Here is a 16,233-nt window from a genome sequence, read left to right on the forward strand (position 1 = left end):
CGGTCTTTTTCTTGTCGTTTTCTACGGTTTTTTGGATTGTTTGAGTGTAGGCGAACCCCTGTGGGAGCGGGCTTGCTCGCGAAGGTGGCGGATCAGTCAGCATTGATGTTGACTGGCACCCCGCCTTCGCGAGCAAGCCCGCTCCCACAATGGAACAGCGTCATGTCTGGGCCCTGCGCATGGAGCTAAGACCCGACCGTCCCACAGAGTTCCTCAGACCACCCCCAAAACCTTCAAAACAAATGCATATTCGAGGGCTACGTCACGTAACCCCTGGTAGCGCCCGCTCATTCCGCCGTGGCCAGCGCCCAGTTCGGTCTTGAGCAGCAAGGGATTGTCATCGGTCTTGGTGGCGCGCAATTTCGCCACCCATTTGGCTGCTTCCCAATACTGCACGCGGCTGTCGTTGTAACCGGCGATCACCAGCAGCGCCGGATACGCCTGGGCGCGGACGTTCTCGTACGGCGCATAGGCCCTGATCCGATCATAGACGGCGGGCTCCTCGGGATTACCCCATTCGTCGTATTCGGTGACGGTCAGCGGCAAGTCCGGGTCGAGCATGGTGTTGAGTACATCGACGAACGGCACTTCGGCAATCGCCACCTTGAACAGATCCGGGCGTTGATTGAGTACCGCGCCAATCAACAAGCCTCCGGCACTGCCGCCGCTGATTGCCAGTTGATCCGCGCGGGTGAAGCCGTTGGCGATCAAGTGCTCGGCGCAGGCAATGAAGTCGCTGAAGGTGTTGTGCTTGTGCTCCTGCTTGCCGGCGCGATACCAGGCTTCCCCCAGCTCACCGCCGCCACGCACATGGGCAATGGCAAACGCCACACCGCGATCGAGCAGGCTCAGCCGTGAATGGGAAAACCACGGGTCGAGGCTCTCGCCATAGGCGCCGTAGCCATACAGGTACAGCGGCACCGGCTGACCGAGGGCTTCGCGTTTGACCACCAGACTGATGGGCACTTGCGTACCGTCCGGCGCCGTCGCCCACAGCCGTTGACTGACGTAGTCATCGGCATCGAACGGACCGAGCACCGGAGTTTGCTTGAGTACGACCTGTTCGCCGCTGGCCAGGTCCAGCTGGCGAATCTGCGCCGGACGGTTCAGCGCCTCGTAGCGCAGGCGAATGCGGGGGCTGACGAACTCCAGGCTGTTCTGCACATGCAGGCTGTAGGCCGCGTCCGGCAGTTGCACCCGATACGCCGGTAAACCTTGTGGGTGAACTTCGATGATCGGCAGGCCGCCTTCACGCAGGCTCAGGGTCATGGCGCTGGCGTTCAGGCTCAAGCCGTCGATCATCACCGTGTCACTGTGGGGGATCAGGTTCTGCCAGTCGGCTTCGGTCGGCGCTAGGCCCGTGTCGGCTGCCTGGTACAACGCGAAGTTGATCCCGTCGCGGTTGCTGCGGATCAGCCAGGTCCACTGACCGTCGCGCAAGCCATGGTCGACGTCGTATTCATGGTTCTCCACCCGTGGCGCCAGGCAGGTGAAAGGCTGATGTGGCTGTGCGGCGTCCAGGACCCAGACTTCACTGGTGGTTTTGCTACCCAGAGACAGGATCAACTGCCGCTCGGAGCTTGAGCGGTAGCAATGCAGGAAGAAACGCCCGTCCGGCTCATGGAACACTTCTTCGGCCGCCGTTCCGTCCAGGCGATAGCGCCACAGTTTGTGCGGGCGATGGGTGTCATCCAGTTCACCAAAAAACAGCGTCAGGCTGTCGTTGGCCCAGGTCATGCTGCCGTCGCAATCCTCAAAGGACAGTTCGCTGACCTTGTCATTGGCCAGCTCTTTGACGAACAGGGTGTAAATCTCGTCGCCGGTGGTGTCCAGGCTGTAGGCCAGGCGCTGGTGGTCGGGGCTGATGCTGAAGGCACCCAGGGAAAAGAAACCGCCGCCGGCCAGCACGTTGGGGTCCAGCAGCAATTGTTCGCGGCTTTCATCGACGGTCAGGCTGTCGTCCGTCGGGCGCGGGCAGCGGTAGTGACGCGGGTATTCATCCCCGGCTGTGGTGCGGGTGTAATACAGATACGGACCCCAGGGCGAGGGCAGGGACAGATCGGTCTCCAGGATCCGGCCTTTAATTTCCTGAAACAGCGTTTCGCGCAGTTCGGCCTGGTCAGCCAGTTGCGCGTCCTGATAGCTGTTTTCAGCCTTGAGGTAGTCGAGCACGGCGTCGGTGTCGCGTTCCTGCAGCCAGGCGTAGGGGTCAACACCGGCGTCCCTGCGGGCAATCGGGGCGTTGCAAACGTGGGCAGATAGGGGCATGAAAGGCTCTCGAGCGTTGTACGAAATAGGGACTGATGGCCGGTGTGGTTAGTTCGGTCAGCCACCTGCGGCGGCAGAAATTAACCGACAGATCCTGCGGCACAGACCACTCGGCAGACGCCGGGGCAGCCTGACGAGCGAAAAGCCGTTACTATAAGCGCCTCTTTGCCTGCCTTGCCATGGACACCATGACCGAGAACGACTATCTGATCGCCTGGGGCCTCTATGCCTTCGCCGCCCTGGGCTGCCTGCTGGTATGGATGCGCATGACCCGCTGGATGTGGCGCGGGTTGCGCGAACCGCTGCGTCTGCTGATGGCGGTATTGCTGTTCAGCCCCACTATCGTCGACCCCGTGAAGGAACAGGTTGCCCCGGCCCTGGCTATCGTCGCCCTGGACATGCTGTTCAAAGTCGGCAACAACGCCTGGCGTGCGGTGTCCGATCTGTTCATGTACGGCATGATCGCCTTTGGCCTCTATTTGATTCTCGTGCTGATCCGCTTCCCCCTCGAGCGTGCAGCCAGCGCTCGCAAGGAAAAAGCCGCTGCCGCCAAAGCCGCTGCTGCGGCCGATGAGTTGCAGGATGAGCAACCGTTCGGTGTGGCGGGGGATGACCGTTACGGTCGCCCACCGGTGCCGAGCAATCCTCAGCGTTCGCGTATCGAGCCGCGGCTGTAAACAGGCTTGTCCCATTGAAGCGAGGGTCCGAGCATGTGTGAGTTACTGGGCATGAGCGCCAACGTGCCGACCGATATCGTGTTCAGCTTCACCGGGCTGATGCAGCGTGGCGGCAAGACCGGGCCGCATCGGGATGGCTGGGGCATTGCCTTCTATGAAGGTCGTGGCCTGCGCCTGTTCCAGGACCCTGCCGCCAGCAGCGAGTCGGAAGTGGCGAACCTGGTGCAGCGCTATCCCATCAAGAGCGAAGTGGTGATCGGACACATCCGCCAGGCCAATGTCGGCAAGGTCTGCCTGTCCAACACCCACCCGTTCGTGCGTGAGTTGTGGGGCCGCAACTGGTGCTTCGCCCACAATGGCCAGCTTGCCGATTTCCAGCCGGGCGCAAGCTTCTATCGTCCGGTGGGCGATACCGACAGCGAAGCGGCGTTCTGCGATTTGCTCAACCGCGTGCGCCAGTCGTTCCCGGAACCGGTAGAGGTGGAGCAATTGCTGCCGTCGTTGATTCAGGCCTGCACCGAATACCGTAGCAAGGGCGTGTTCAATTGCATGCTCAGCGATGGTGACTGGCTGTTCTGCTTTTGCTCGACCAAACTGGTCCATATCACCCGTCGCGCGCCGTTCGGCCCGGCGCGGCTCAAGGATGTGGACGTGATCGTGGATTTCCACGCCGAAACCACGCCCAATGACGTGGTCACGGTAATTGCCACCGAACCGTTGACTGAAAACGAAACCTGGACCCGCTACGAACCGGGCCAATGGAGCCTGTGGCGGCGCGGCGAATGCGTCAGCCACGGCCAGACCGAATAAGGACGTCACGCTTATGTTGCTCAGTTATCTACGGCTGGTGTTGTTCGCGGTAGGCCTGTTGGTGGGGGTGCAGGTGCCGGGTTTCATCAGCGATTACGCCAAGCGGGTCGAGGCGCACCTGATCGAAGCGCAGACCGGCCTGCGAGGTTTTCAGGGCACCGCCAACCAGTTTTTCAAGGGCGACATGCAAGCGCTGGTGGCTCACTACCGTGCCAGCGAAGACCCGATCTTTCGCAGTGATGCTGACAGCCTGAACACCTTGCTCGTCCGTCAGCAGGCGTTGGACAAGCAATTCCAGGCGATGCAGGGGCCGTGGTACATCCGTTTGCTGCAAGTGGCACTGGCCGCCGACCCGGAGATTCGCAAGGAAACCTGGAACGGCTACAGCTACCAGATCCTCCTGACTCCCGAGGCGATGATCTGGGGCCTCAGTGGCGCCATGTTGCTGTCGTTCGGCCTGGAGTGCCTGTTCCGCCTGATCGACTGGGTGGTGCTGGGCGGCAGGCGTCTGCGCCAGAGCCGACCGATTGAAGAGCGGGATTTGCGCGGGTTGTAACCTGTTGAGCGATGGGATCTAGCGAAGTCCTGTAGGAGCTGCCGAGTGCAACGAGGCTGCGATCTTTGCACTGACAATTGAGTCTTGAGCGAAAGATCAAGATCAAAAGATCGCAGGCTTCGCCAGCTCCTACAGGGATCTCTTGTGTGACGAAGATCCCAAGCATCTTACTTGGAAAGCAACCGCATCCCTTCTTCCAGCCCGCGCAAGGTCAGCGGGAACATCCGGTCCTCCACCAGTTCGCGCACGATGTTGGTTGAAGCGGTGTAGCCCCAGGTGTCCTTGGGGTATGGATTGATCCAGATGAGTTTCTTGTACTTCTCCATGAAGCGCTGCATCCACACGTAGCCCGGTTCTTCGTTCCAGTGCTCGACGCTGCCGCCGGCCTGGGTGATTTCATACGGGGCCATGGCGGCGTCGCCGATGAAGATCACTTTGTAATCGGCGCCATACTTGTGCAGCAAGTCCTGGGTCGAGGTGCGTTCCGAGGTGCGGCGCAGGTTGTTTTTCCACACTGATTCATAAACGAAGTTGTGGAAGTAGAAATACTCCAGGTGCTTGAACTCGGTCTTGCAGGCCGAGAACAGTTCTTCGCAGATTTTTACGTGGGCATCCATCGAGCCGCCGATGTCGAACAGCAACAGCAACTTGACGGTGTTGCGTCGCTCCGGGCGCATCTGGATATTCAGAAGGCCGGCGTCCCGGGCGGTGTGGTCGATGGTGCCATCGATGTCCAGCTCTTCGGCGGCCCCCTGGCGGGCGAACTTGCGCAGGCGGCGCAGGGCGACCTTGATGTTGCGGGTGCCCAGTTCCACCTGGTCGTCCAGGTTCTTGTATTCGCGCTGGTCCCAGACTTTTACAGCTTTGCCCTGACGCTTGCCGGCGTCGCCGACACGGATGCCTTCGGGATTGAAACCGCCGGAACCGAACGGGCTGGTGCCACCGGTGCCGATCCACTTGTTACCGCCGGCATGGCGTTCCTTCTGTTCTTCCAGGCGTTTCTTGAATTCTTCGATCAGCTTGTCCAGGCCGCCCAGGGATTGGATCTGCGCCCGCTCTTCGTCGGTCAGCGAGCGCTCGAATTCCTTGCGCAGCCAGTCTTCGGGAATCAGGGCCTGGAGGTGATCATCGAGTCTTTCCAGACCGTTGAAGTAAGCGGCGAAGGCGCGGTCGAATTTATCGAAATGCCGTTCGTCCTTCACCAGGATTGCCCGGGACAGGTAATAGAACTCGTCCATGTCGGCGAAGATCACCCGCTGCTTCAGCGCGTTGATCAAATCCAGCAGTTCACGCACCGACACCGGCACCTTGGCGGCGCGCATTTCATTGAACAGGTTAAGCAGCATGGCAATCGCCCTCGCTCTTGTTGAAACGAAGCGGGTTCAGCGGGTGCCACGGCGGCTCATGAACGCCAGGCGCTCGAGCAGTTGCACGTCCTGTTCGTTCTTGACCAGGGCCCCGGCCAGCGGCGGAATGGCCTTGGTCGGATCACGCTCGCGCAGCACCGCTTCGCCGATGTTGTCGGCCATCAGCAGCTTGAGCCAGTCCACCAGTTCGGAGGTGGAAGGTTTTTTCTTCAGGCCCGGCACCTTGCGCACGTCGAAGAACACGTCGAGCGCTTCGCTGACCAGGTCTTTCTTGATATCCGGGTAATGCACGTCGACGATTTTCTGCAGGGTGACCCGGTCGGGGAAGGCGATGTAGTGGAAGAAGCAGCGGCGCAGGAAGGCGTCCGGCAGTTCCTTTTCGTTGTTGGAGGTAATGATGATGATCGGCCGCTGTTTGGCCTTGATGGTTTCATCGGTCTCGTAGACGTAGAACTCCATCTTGTCGAGCTCTTGCAGCAAGTCGTTGGGGAACTCGATGTCGGCCTTGTCGATTTCGTCGATCAGCAGAATCACCCGCTCCTCGGACTCGAAGGCTTCCCAGAGCTTGCCCTTCTTCAGGTAGTTGCGCACGTCGTGCACCTTGTCCACGCCCAACTGCGAGTCCCGCAGACGGCTGACCGCATCGTATTCGTAGAGGCCTTGATGGGCCTTGGTGGTGGACTTGATGTGCCAGGTGATCAGGCGCGCGCCGAAGGATTCAGCCAGTTGTTCGGCCAGCATGGTCTTGCCGGTGCCCGGTTCGCCCTTGACCAGCAAGGGACGTTCCAGGGTGATGGCGGCGTTGACGGCCAGCTTCAGGTCATCGGTGGCCACGTAGGCGCGGGTGCCTTCGAACTTCATCTGCAAATCCTCGAACGGTGTCGCCGGCCCGGACGAGGCGGGGCGTGCGAAATAAATGTCGTGCCCGACTATAACGCGACGCCCCGCCGACTGTGAACGCAGACGCTGTATTCAGTCTCTGAATGGAGCGTCACATGTTGACTCAGTCTCGGCGGCTTGCCAGAAACGTATCGCCAATTTGGCGATACGTTTCTGGGTTCATGCTTTTCTAACGGTCAGCCGCTCTTGTGACGAGGGAGCTTGCTCCCGCTGGGCTGCGAAGCGGCCCCAAAAGCCTGCGAGCGCTGCGCACTCGAGCGGGAGCAAGCTCCCTCGCCACAGGTCACATGCTTAGTCGGCTGAAGGCGGCGGCTGCTCATACCGGGCATTGAAGGCCTGGACGAAGCCGTTGCGCAGGATCTGCAGGAAGGCTTCGAAGGCGCTGATGTTCTGCTGATGGACATTGCCGCTGAGTTCAACCCGGGTAGCGAACTGATTCTTGCGCTGGTTTTTCAGGGCCGTTTCGCCCGCGCCCACCAAGGCCTCCCAGACCGAACGAAAGATGTTCTTTTTCTCGTTTTCCACATCCTGTTGCCAGTCGAACACGTCAACGTCGCGCAGCAGCGGTTTGATGTAGCCGCTGAGTTGGGCGTTCTCGGCCTCTGCTTCCACCACCAGGTCGCCATGGCCGGCATTGAAATCGAATTTGCCGTAGGCCGCGGCGAAATCGTTAAGGCGCTTGAGCTCGATGTCCGTGGCGCGCAGGCGGAAGTCGAAATCCTCGAAGTCGCTCAACGGGTCGAAAGTCGCCTGCACCTCCAGCGGCGCATGTTCGGCCACCAGGGCCTTGCCCTCAAAGCGAGCGTCGCGCTTGCCTTCGGTGTCGACCACGTTGGTCAGGTTATAGAAGCTGGCATTGACGTCGGTGGCCCGCAGGTTTACAGGAGGCTTGGAATTGAAGTTGCGGAACGTCACCTTGCCTTCCCGGATCCGCACTTCGTTGAAAGTGATGGGCAGCAACTTGCTCAGTTGCTCGCGCCAGTTGGTGCCCCGACCGGTCTGGGAGTTCTGCCGGTCGGCTCCGCCGTCGACGAAATTCACTTCGGGACGGATAAACTCCGCCTCCGCCACTACTGCATGGTCGTACCACAGCGAATGCCAACTGACCGACAGGTCGATCAACGGTGCTTCGACGAACGGCACCGGGACCTTGCCGTCGACCTTGACGATCTCCAGGCCGTTGATCCGGTAGGCCCCGCGCCAGAGCGCCAGGTCCACATCGGTCACTTGGCCGCGGTAGTCACCCATGTCGGCCAGTTTGTCGTTCAGGTAGTCGCGCACTAGATAAGGCAAGGTGAAATGCAGGGCCACCAGCACCGCAACGATGGCGGCGAAAGTCCACAGTGGCCAGCTGTATCGACGCTTCATTTCAGTCAGTCTCCGGCGTTGTTAAAACATTGACTGTTGTAACAACTGGAACGTTCGGTGCAACTGGACGCCCATGGGCAACAGGCATACCTTTAAGCGCTAAATCCCCGCTGCATTAAGGACCCAGTCATGAGCCGTATATTCGCTGACAACGCCCATTCCATCGGCAATACGCCACTGGTGCAGATCAATCGCATTGCCCCGCGTGGCGTGACCATCCTGGCCAAGATCGAAGGGCGCAACCCAGGTTACTCGGTCAAGTGCCGGATCGGCGCGAGCATGATCTGGGACGCCGAAAGCTCGGGCAAGCTCAAGTCCGGCATGACCATCGTCGAGCCCACTTCCGGCAACACCGGGATCGGCCTGGCGTTCGTGGCCGCCGCCCGCGGCTATAAGCTGATGTTGACCATGCCGGCCTCCATGAGCATCGAGCGGCGCAAGGTACTCAAGGCCCTGGGCGCGGAGCTGGTGCTCACCGATCCGGCCAAGGGCATGAAGGGGGCGATCGAGAAAGCGACCGAAATCCTCGCCAGCGACCCCGCCAAATACTTCATGCCGCAGCAGTTCGATAACCCGGCCAACCCGGCCATTCATGAAAAAACCACCGGGCCGGAAATCTGGAACGACACCGACGGCGCTGTGGATGTGCTGGTGGCGGGCGTCGGCACCGGCGGGACCATCACCGGGGTTTCGCGATACATCAAGAACACCTGCGGCAAACCGATTCTGTCGGTGGCGGTGGAGCCTGTGGTTTCGCCGGTGATCACCCAGGCGATGGCGGGGGACGAGATCAAGCCCAGCCCCCACAAGATCCAGGGGATCGGTGCCGGGTTCGTGCCGAAAAACCTCGATCTGTCGATCGTCGATCAGGTCGAGCGGGTCACTGATGAGGAGTCCAAGGCCATGGCCCTGCGCCTGATGCAGGAGGAGGGCATCCTTTGCGGCATTTCCTGTGGCGCGGCGATGGCTGTAGCCGTGCGCCTGGCGGAAAAGCCCGAAATGCAGGGCAAGACCATCGTGGTGATCCTGCCGGATTCGGGTGAGCGCTACCTGTCGAGCATGTTGTTCAGTGATCTGTTTACCGAGCAGGAGACTCAGCAGTAATCGTGCCCCCCAGCGACTGGTGAGCGAACGTTATTGTGGCGAGGGGATTTATCCCCGTTGGACTGCGCAGCAGTCCCCAGAACAGCTCAGTCACCTCGAGGTGTCAGTTATGGGGTCGCTTCGCAACCCAGCGGGGATAAATCCCCTCGCCACAAGGGTGGGGGATGTTCAGTTGCGCTGGCCTGGGAGCGGCTCCTTGGTCGCGCTCGCCGCTGGTTTCAACACCAGCCACAACGCCGCCGCAATCAGCACGCCGCCGTACAGGTGCGCCATCCCCAACGGCTCATCCAGCAGCAACGCTCCCCAGAGCACGCCGAACGGCGGGATCAGGAAGGTCACGGTCATGGATTTGACCGGGCCAATAGAACTGAGCAGCCGGAAATACAGGATGTACGCCAGCGCCGTACACACCAGGCCCAACCCCAGCAGCGACAGCCAGACGCTCCAGCCACCCCAACTGGGCGGAGGGTGACTGATGACGCTGTAGCCAAATAGCGGCAACAGCAACACCGTGGCGCCGAACATGCTGCCCAGGGCCGCGAGACGGCTGTCCAGTCCGCCTTGATGGTCGAGCCAGCGGCGGGCGAGGAATCCAGCGAAACCGTAGCAGGTGGTAGCGAGCAGGCAGGCGAGGGCGCCCATCAGCAATTGCAGGTCGAAGGCCACCGGCCCCGCGCCGGTCAGGATGCCGACACCGAACAATCCCAGGAACACCCCGCTGACCTTGGTCATGGTCAGTTTTTCGCTGAAGAACAGCGCGCCGATCAACACCCCCATCAATGGTGTGGTGGCGTTGAAGATTGCCGAGTAACCGGCCGGCAGCACCTGGGCCGCCAGCGAATAAAACGTGGCCGGAATGCCCGAGTTGATCAGGCCCAGCACCATCACGATTTTCAGCTTGCCGCGAAAATTCCAGTCGATACGCATCAATGCCAGGATCACCAGCAAGCCGACAAAAGCGATGGAGACGCGAAAAAAGGCAGTGGGGATTGTGCCAATGACAGGGGCGATAATGCGCATGAACAGGAAACTGGCGCCCCAGATAGCGGCCAATGACAGCAAACGCAGGATATCAACGGGGTTCACAGCGCATTCCTTCCTTGATCGGGTCGCAAGTGTCGCCCCGCCAAAGACCGATGGCAATGGTTGCGTTGCCGCGCGATTGGCCTCTAAGCTCAGTCGCCAATAACAAGCATGACCCGCCGAGGTTTACCCTATGCCGCAGCCATGGCCCGCCGCCGATATCGCCCGTTCGATCCTCGAAGGCTTTGACGATTACCGTGAGCATTTCCGGCAGATCACCGATGGCGCCCGCGCCCGGTTCGAGCAGGCCCGTTGGCAGGAGGCGCAAGAGGCCTCTGCGGCGCGGATCAACTTGTATGAAGAAAAAGTCTTCGAAACCGTCGCCCGCTTGCGCAAGGCTTTCGAAGCCGAGGCGCTGATGGACGTCAGTTGCTGGCCGCTGGTCAAAAGCGCCTACATCAGCCTGATCGACCTGCGTTTCGACGATGAGCTGTCCGAGACCTGGTACAACTCGATCTTCTGCGGGCTGTTCAGCCATGACCTGATCAGCGACGGCACCATGTTCATCCATACCACCCGGCCCAGCCTGCGCCGCGCCCGAGCCGCCCAGACCCGTACCTACAAACCCGAGGGCCAGTTGGACCGGATGCTGGCGGCGATCTTCGCCGATTACCGTTTCAGCGAGGATTACGCCGATTTGCCGGGCGATTTGCAGCGCCTTGAAGCCCAATTGCGGGAGAACCTGCCCGACTGGGTCTGCAAGGACCCGCAACTGACGGTGGAATTGTTTTCGTCGGTGCTCTATCGCAACAAGGGTGCCTACCTGGTGGGCAGGATCTATACGCAGGATGACCAATGGCCGTTGGTGATCCCGCTGCTGCACCGCGAAGGCCGGGGCATCCAGATCGATGCGCTGATCACCGACGAGGCGCAGGTGTCGATCATTTTCTCGTTCACCCGCTCGTACTTCATGGTGGACGTGCCGGTGCCGGCGGAATTCATCGGCTTTCTCAAGCGCATCCTGCCGGGCAAGCACATCGCCGAGTTGTACACCTCCATCGGTTTCTACAAACACGGCAAATCCGAGTTCTACCGGGCGCTGATCAACCATCTGGCGAACACCGACGACCAGTTCATCATGGCCCCTGGCGTGCGCGGCATGGTCATGAGCGTATTCACCCTGCCGGGCTTCAACACCGTCTTCAAGATCATCAAGGATCGTTTCTCACCGTCGAAAAACGTCGACCGCGCGACCGTGATCGAAAAGTACCGGCTGGTGAAAAGCGTCGACCGGGTCGGGCGTATGGCCGATACCCAGGAGTTCGCCGATTTCCGCTTTCCCCTGAGCAAGTTCGAACCGGCGTGCCTGGAGGAACTGCTGGACGTAGCACCGTCCACGGTGTCGGTGGAAGGCGACACGGTATTGATTCGTCACTGTTGGACCGAACGGCGCATGACCCCGCTGAACCTCTACCTGGAAAACGCCAACCAGGACCAGGTGCGCGAGGCGCTGGAAGACTATGGCCTGGCGATCAAGCAACTGGCGGCGGCCAACATCTTCCCCGGCGACATGCTGCTCAAGAACTTCGGCGTGACCCGCCACGGTCGCGTGGTGTTCTACGACTATGACGAAATCTGCTTTCTCACCGAAGCCAACTTCCGGCACATCCCCCAGCCGCGGACCCCGGAAGACGAAATGGCCTCCGAACCGTGGTATTCCATCGGGCCGCTGGACGTTTTTCCCGAAGAGTTCCCACCGTTCCTGTTCGCCGATGCGGGGCAGCGCAAGCTGTTCGATCAACTGCACGGTGAGTTGTACAACGCCGATTACTGGAAAAGCCTGCAAGAGGCGATTCGGGCGGGCAAGGTGATCGACGTGTTCCCGTATCGGCGTAAAGATTTGGACAGCGAATAGCCTGCGTGGGTGAGTGAAGCCTCTGTGGCGAGGGAGCAAGCTCCCTCGCCACAAAAGCATTCTCGACGCAAATCTCCTGTGGGAGCGAGCCTGCTCGCGATAGCGGTGGATCAGCCAGCATTGATGTCGACTGACACACCGCCATCGCGAGCAGGCTCGCTCCCACAGGGGAACAGCGGGCAGGCTGCCATGGGTCGGCGCAACCTGCGCAAATCTGCGACAATCGGCCCCCTGCACAAACCGACGACCCTTGCGTACCTGATGACTGACCAAGCTCCCGCTATCGACAAGCTGCTGAAAAACCTCGACCACGCCATGCTCGCTGACCGCCATCGGTTGCGGCGTCAGTTGCTCGAGCTGCGCAAGAAACCCGACGAGGCCAAGCTGGCCCAGTGGGTGACGCGCATGCAGGCGTCGTGCGATCAGGTGTTGGCGCGCAAGGCCAGCCTGCCGGTCATTCGTTACGACGACAGCTTGCCGATCGCCGCCAAGCGCGACGAAATCAAGGAGGCGCTGCTCAAGCACCAGGTGCTGATCATCGCCGGCGAAACCGGTTCGGGCAAAACCACGCAACTGCCGAAAATCTGCCTGGAAATCGGTCGCGGCCAGCACGGTTTGATCGGCCATACCCAGCCGCGTCGGATCGCCGCGCGCAGCGTCGCAAGCCGGGTCGCCGAGGAGCTGGCCACGCCGCTGGGCGCACTGGTGGGTTATCAGGTGCGCTTCGAAGACCAGAGCGACGCCAACACCCTGATCAAACTGATGACCGACGGCATTCTGCTGGCCGAAACCCAGAATGACCGTTACCTCGAACGCTACGACACGATCATCGTCGACGAAGCTCACGAGCGCAGCCTGAACATCGATTTCTTGCTCGGCTACCTCAAGACCCTGCTACCGCGCCGCCCGGACCTCAAGGTCATCATCACCTCGGCGACCATCGACCTGGAGCGTTTTTCCAAGCACTTCGATGACGCGCCGATCGTGGAAGTCTCGGGCCGCACCTTCCCGGTGGACACCTGGTATCGCCCGCTGACCCTGGAGCAGGATGAGGAGGGCAACCGGGTCGAGGACGACTTGACCGTCGACCAGGCGATCCTCGCCACGCTGGATGAAATCGCCGCCTTTGAGCGCAGCGAACGCCGCAGCCCCGGTGACGTGCTGGTGTTCCTGCCGGGCGAGCGGGAAATTCGCGACGCAGCCGAAATGCTGCGCAAGGCCCAGCTCAAGCACACCGAAATCCTGCCGTTGTATGCGCGGCTGTCGCCAGCCGAACAGCAGCGGATCTTCCAGACCCACCCAGGCCGGCGCGTGGTGCTGGCGACCAACGTTGCTGAAACGTCGCTCACCGTGCCGGGCATCCGCTACGTGATCGACAGCGGCACAGCGCGCATCAGTCGCTACAGCTATCGTGCCAAGGTCCAGCGCCTGCCCATCGAAGCCATTTCCCAAGCCAGCGCCAACCAGCGCAAGGGCCGCTGCGGGCGGGTTGAACCAGGGATTTGCGTGCGGCTGTACAGCGAAGAGGATTTTCTCGGCCGGCCGGAATTCACCGACCCGGAGATTCTGCGCACCAACCTGGCGGCGGTCATCCTGCAGATGCTGCACCTGCGTCTGGGGGAGATCACCGATTTTCCGTTCATCGAACCGCCGGACGGCAAGGCCATCAGCGACGGCTTCAACCTGTTGCAAGAGCTGTCGGCGGTGGACCGCAACAGCCAACTGACCCCGCTGGGCCGCCAGTTGGCGCGCTTGCCGGTGGACCCGCGCATGGGCCGCATGCTGCTGGAAGCGGCGAAGCTGGGCAGCTTGCAGGAAGTGCTGATCGTCGCCAGCGCCATGTCGATCCAGGACCCGCGCGAGCGTCCACCCGAGCGTCAGCAGGCGGCTGACCAGGCCCACGCCCAGTGGAAAGACCCCGACTCGGACTTCGCCGGGCTGGTCAATCTGTGGCGCGGTTTCGAAGAACAGCGCCAGGCCCTGACCGCCAGCCCGCTGCGCAACTGGTGCCGCAAGAATTTCCTCAACTACCTGCGCCTGCGCGAGTGGCGCGATTCCCATCGCCAATTGAGCCTGATCTGCCGTGACATGCAACTGAGCCTCAATAAAGAGCCGGCCGATTTCCCGAAACTGCACAAGGCGGTGCTTTCCGGCCTGCTGAGCCAGATCGGTCAGAAAACCGAAGACGGCGACTACCTCGGTGCCCGTCAACGACGGTTCTGGGTTCACCCCTCGTCAGGCCTGGGCAAGAAGCGTCCGCAGTGGCTGATGACCGCCGAACTGGTGGAAACCACCAAGCTCTACGCGCGTATGGTGGCCAAGATCGAACCGGACTGGATCGAGCCGCTGGCCGGGCACCTGATCAAGAAAAACCACTTCGAACCCCATTGGGAAAAGAAACGCGGGCAAGTGGTGGCGTATGAGCAGATCACCCTGTTCGGGCTGATCGTGGTGGGCCGCCGGCCGGTGCATTACGGGCCAGTGGACCCGGTGGTGTCGCGGGAACTGTTCATCCGCGAGGCGCTGGTGCGCGGCGAGATCCAGTCCCGGGCCAAGTGCCTGAGTGCCAATACCCAACTGCTGGAGCAACTCGACGAACTGGAAGCCAAGGCCCGCCGTCGAGACATCCTGGCGGACGAGGAAACCCTGTTCGCCTTCTACGATGCGCGCTTGCCCGCCGAGATCCACCAGACCGCGACCTTCGACAGTTGGTACCGGATCAACAGCCAGAAAGACCCGCAACTGTTGATCATGCGCGAAGAAGACGTGCTGGCCCGCGAGGCCAGTGAAGTCACTGCCGCGTATTACCCGGACACGTTGCGCGTCGGTGAGCTGACCTTGCCGCTGAGCTACCACTTCGAGCCCAACCATCCTCGCGACGGCGTGACCTTGCGCGTGCCGGCACCGCTGCTGCCCATGCTGCCGCCGGAGCGTCTGGAATGGCTGGTGCCCGGGATGATCGAAGCCAAATGCATCGCCCTGGTGCGCAACCTGCCCAAGGCCCTGCGCAAAAACTTCGTGCCCGTGCCGGACTTCGTCAAGGCCGCGCTGCAACGCATCACCTTTGCTGAGGGTTCGCTGCCGCAATCCCTGGGCCGCGAGCTGCTGCGCATGACCGGCGCGCGGGTCAGCGACGAAGCCTGGGTGGAAGCGGCGCAGCAGGTGGAAAGCCATCTGCGCATGAATCTGGAAATTGTCGACGGCCAGGGCAAGTTTCTTGGCGAAGGCCGTGACTTGGCTGAACTGACGGCGCGCTTTGCCGAAGCCAGCCAGGCCGCCTTGGCCGTGCCGCAGACGGCGAAAAGCCAGGCACCGGTGGAAGCGAAAATCTTCGCCCCGGTGGCTGAGAAAACCCAACAGAAGATCGCCGGGTTGTCGATGACGGTGTACCCGGCGCTGGTGGAGGAGGGCGGCGTGGTCAAGGAAGGCCGTTTCCCGACCCCGGCCGAAGCCGAGTTCCAGCACCGTCGCGCCTTGCAGCGCTTGCTGATGCAGCAATTGGCTGAATCGGCCAAGTTCCTGCGCGGCAAACTGCCCGGGTTGACGGAGCTGGGCTTGCTGTACCGCGAACTGGGGCGCATCGACAGCCTGGTGGAAGACATCCTGCTGGTCAGTCTCGACAGCTGCGTGCTGGAAGGCGAGCCGAACCTGCCCCGTGATGGCGCCGCACTGGCATCCCTGGCCGAGCGCAAACGCGGCGGCTGGACCGACCACGCCGAACGCCTGGCGAAGCTGACCCTGGACATCCTCAAGCTCTGGCATGGCCTGCAAAAACGCTTCAAGGGCAAGATCGACCTGGCCCAGGCCGTGGCCTTGAACGACATCAAGCAACAGCTCAGCCATCTGGTGTACCCAGGCTTTGTGCGTGAAACCCCGCATCAGTGGCTCAAGGAGTTGCCGCGCTACCTCAAGGCCATCGAGCAGCGCTTCGAAAAACTCGGCAGCCAGGTGCAGAAGGATCGGGTCTGGAGCGGCGAGTTGTCGAACCTCTGGGCCCAGTACCAGACGCGCGCCAGCAAACACGCCCAGGAAGGCAAGCGCGATCCGCAACTGGAGCTGTACCGCTGGTGGCTGGAGGAGTACCGGGTGTCGCTGTTCGCCCAGCAACTGGGCACCAAGGTGCCGATTTCCGATAAGCGCTTGAGTAAGCAGTGGGCGCAAGTGGAACCCTGAGATCGGCGCAAGACCTGTGGGAGCGAGCCTGCTCGCGATAGCGGTGTATCAGCCGACATTGATGTTGACTGA

Annotated in this window: 11 protein-coding genes; 6 read left to right on the top strand and 5 right to left on the bottom strand. The window is 61.4% G+C overall.

What is annotated here, in order from left to right; genetic code table 11:
* Positions 1 to 213: 213 nt before the first annotated feature.
* Positions 214 to 2,268 carry a S9 family peptidase gene (locus tag BM132_RS20140; RefSeq protein WP_092458213.1) on the bottom strand — a complete coding sequence of 685 codons (2,055 nt, stop codon included), beginning with the start codon at positions 2,266 to 2,268 and terminating at the stop codon, positions 214 to 216.
* Between the two features lie 179 nt (positions 2,269 to 2,447).
* On the opposite strand from BM132_RS20140, the gene BM132_RS20145 reads away from it, so the two are divergent.
* From BM132_RS20145 to BM132_RS20155, 3 genes are read left to right on the top strand one after another with little or no spacing between them, the layout of a single operon-like run.
* The gene (locus BM132_RS20145; RefSeq protein ID WP_092458216.1) at positions 2,448 to 2,945 is read left to right on the top strand and encodes an MFS transporter; all 498 of its coding nucleotides are present in this window, start codon (positions 2,448 to 2,450) and stop codon (positions 2,943 to 2,945) included.
* Positions 2,946 to 2,978: 33 nt separating this feature from the next.
* Complete coding sequence (locus tag BM132_RS20150; RefSeq protein ID WP_092458219.1) at positions 2,979 to 3,755, top strand: class II glutamine amidotransferase; 777 nt, start codon at positions 2,979 to 2,981, stop codon at positions 3,753 to 3,755.
* A 13-nt stretch (positions 3,756 to 3,768) separates the two neighbouring features.
* Positions 3,769 to 4,311: a DUF2937 family protein gene (locus BM132_RS20155; protein WP_092397387.1), complete on the top strand. Its 543-nt coding sequence runs from the start codon at positions 3,769 to 3,771 to the stop codon at positions 4,309 to 4,311.
* A gap of 167 nt (positions 4,312 to 4,478) precedes the next feature.
* Here BM132_RS20155 and BM132_RS20160 read toward each other — a convergent pair whose 3' ends face one another.
* From BM132_RS20160 to BM132_RS20170, 3 genes are all read right to left on the bottom strand, one after another.
* Entirely contained in the window at positions 4,479 to 5,657 is a 1,179-nt protein-coding gene (locus tag BM132_RS20160) for a vWA domain-containing protein (RefSeq protein ID WP_092458222.1), read from the bottom strand.
* A 36-nt stretch (positions 5,658 to 5,693) separates the two neighbouring features.
* Entirely contained in the window at positions 5,694 to 6,539 is an 846-nt protein-coding gene (locus BM132_RS20165; RefSeq protein ID WP_025212404.1) for an AAA family ATPase, read from the bottom strand.
* A 330-nt stretch (positions 6,540 to 6,869) separates the two neighbouring features.
* A complete protein-coding gene (locus BM132_RS20170) occupies positions 6,870 to 7,946 on the bottom strand; it encodes a DUF748 domain-containing protein (RefSeq protein WP_092458224.1) in 1,077 nt (358 codons plus the stop codon).
* A 129-nt stretch (positions 7,947 to 8,075) separates the two neighbouring features.
* Between BM132_RS20170 and cysK the strand changes: the two genes are divergently transcribed.
* Positions 8,076 to 9,050, top strand: coding sequence for a cysteine synthase A (cysK, locus tag BM132_RS20175; RefSeq protein ID WP_092397393.1), 975 nt, complete (start codon positions 8,076 to 8,078; stop codon positions 9,048 to 9,050).
* A 168-nt stretch (positions 9,051 to 9,218) separates the two neighbouring features.
* Here cysK and BM132_RS20180 read toward each other — a convergent pair whose 3' ends face one another.
* Positions 9,219 to 10,136, bottom strand: coding sequence for a DMT family transporter (locus tag BM132_RS20180; protein ID WP_092458227.1), 918 nt, complete (start codon positions 10,134 to 10,136; stop codon positions 9,219 to 9,221).
* Positions 10,137 to 10,266: 130 nt separating this feature from the next.
* Between BM132_RS20180 and aceK the strand changes: the two genes are divergently transcribed.
* Positions 10,267 to 11,988 carry a bifunctional isocitrate dehydrogenase kinase/phosphatase gene (gene aceK, locus BM132_RS20185; protein WP_092397397.1) on the top strand — a complete coding sequence of 574 codons (1,722 nt, stop codon included), beginning with the start codon at positions 10,267 to 10,269 and terminating at the stop codon, positions 11,986 to 11,988.
* A gap of 261 nt (positions 11,989 to 12,249) precedes the next feature.
* Positions 12,250 to 16,161: an ATP-dependent RNA helicase HrpA gene (gene hrpA, locus BM132_RS20190; RefSeq protein ID WP_092458552.1), complete on the top strand. Its 3,912-nt coding sequence runs from the start codon at positions 12,250 to 12,252 to the stop codon at positions 16,159 to 16,161.
* The last annotated feature ends 72 nt before the right edge of the window (positions 16,162 to 16,233 follow it).

The sequence above is a fragment of the Pseudomonas sp. NFACC45 genome, assembly GCF_900113505.1.
GTDB lineage: Bacteria > Pseudomonadota > Gammaproteobacteria > Pseudomonadales > Pseudomonadaceae > Aquipseudomonas > Aquipseudomonas tehranensis.

Excerpts from the sequence above, each read along its gene's own strand:
- BM132_RS20145 (WP_092458216.1), top strand. The coding sequence starts at position 2,448 with ATGGACACCATGACCGAGAACGACTATCTGATCGCCTGGGGCCTCTAT.
- BM132_RS20165 (WP_025212404.1), bottom strand. The coding sequence starts at position 6,539 with ATGAAGTTCGAAGGCACCCGCGCCTACGTGGCCACCGATGACCTGAAG.
- BM132_RS20170 (WP_092458224.1), bottom strand. The coding sequence starts at position 7,946 with ATGAAGCGTCGATACAGCTGGCCACTGTGGACTTTCGCCGCCATCGTT.
- BM132_RS20140 (WP_092458213.1), bottom strand. The coding sequence starts at position 2,268 with ATGCCCCTATCTGCCCACGTTTGCAACGCCCCGATTGCCCGCAGGGAC.
- hrpA (WP_092458552.1), top strand. The coding sequence starts at position 12,250 with ATGACTGACCAAGCTCCCGCTATCGACAAGCTGCTGAAAAACCTCGAC.
- BM132_RS20150 (WP_092458219.1), top strand. The coding sequence starts at position 2,979 with ATGTGTGAGTTACTGGGCATGAGCGCCAACGTGCCGACCGATATCGTG.
- cysK (WP_092397393.1), top strand. The coding sequence starts at position 8,076 with ATGAGCCGTATATTCGCTGACAACGCCCATTCCATCGGCAATACGCCA.
- aceK (WP_092397397.1), top strand. The coding sequence starts at position 10,267 with ATGCCGCAGCCATGGCCCGCCGCCGATATCGCCCGTTCGATCCTCGAA.
- BM132_RS20160 (WP_092458222.1), bottom strand. The coding sequence starts at position 5,657 with ATGCTGCTTAACCTGTTCAATGAAATGCGCGCCGCCAAGGTGCCGGTG.
- BM132_RS20155 (WP_092397387.1), top strand. The coding sequence starts at position 3,769 with ATGTTGCTCAGTTATCTACGGCTGGTGTTGTTCGCGGTAGGCCTGTTG.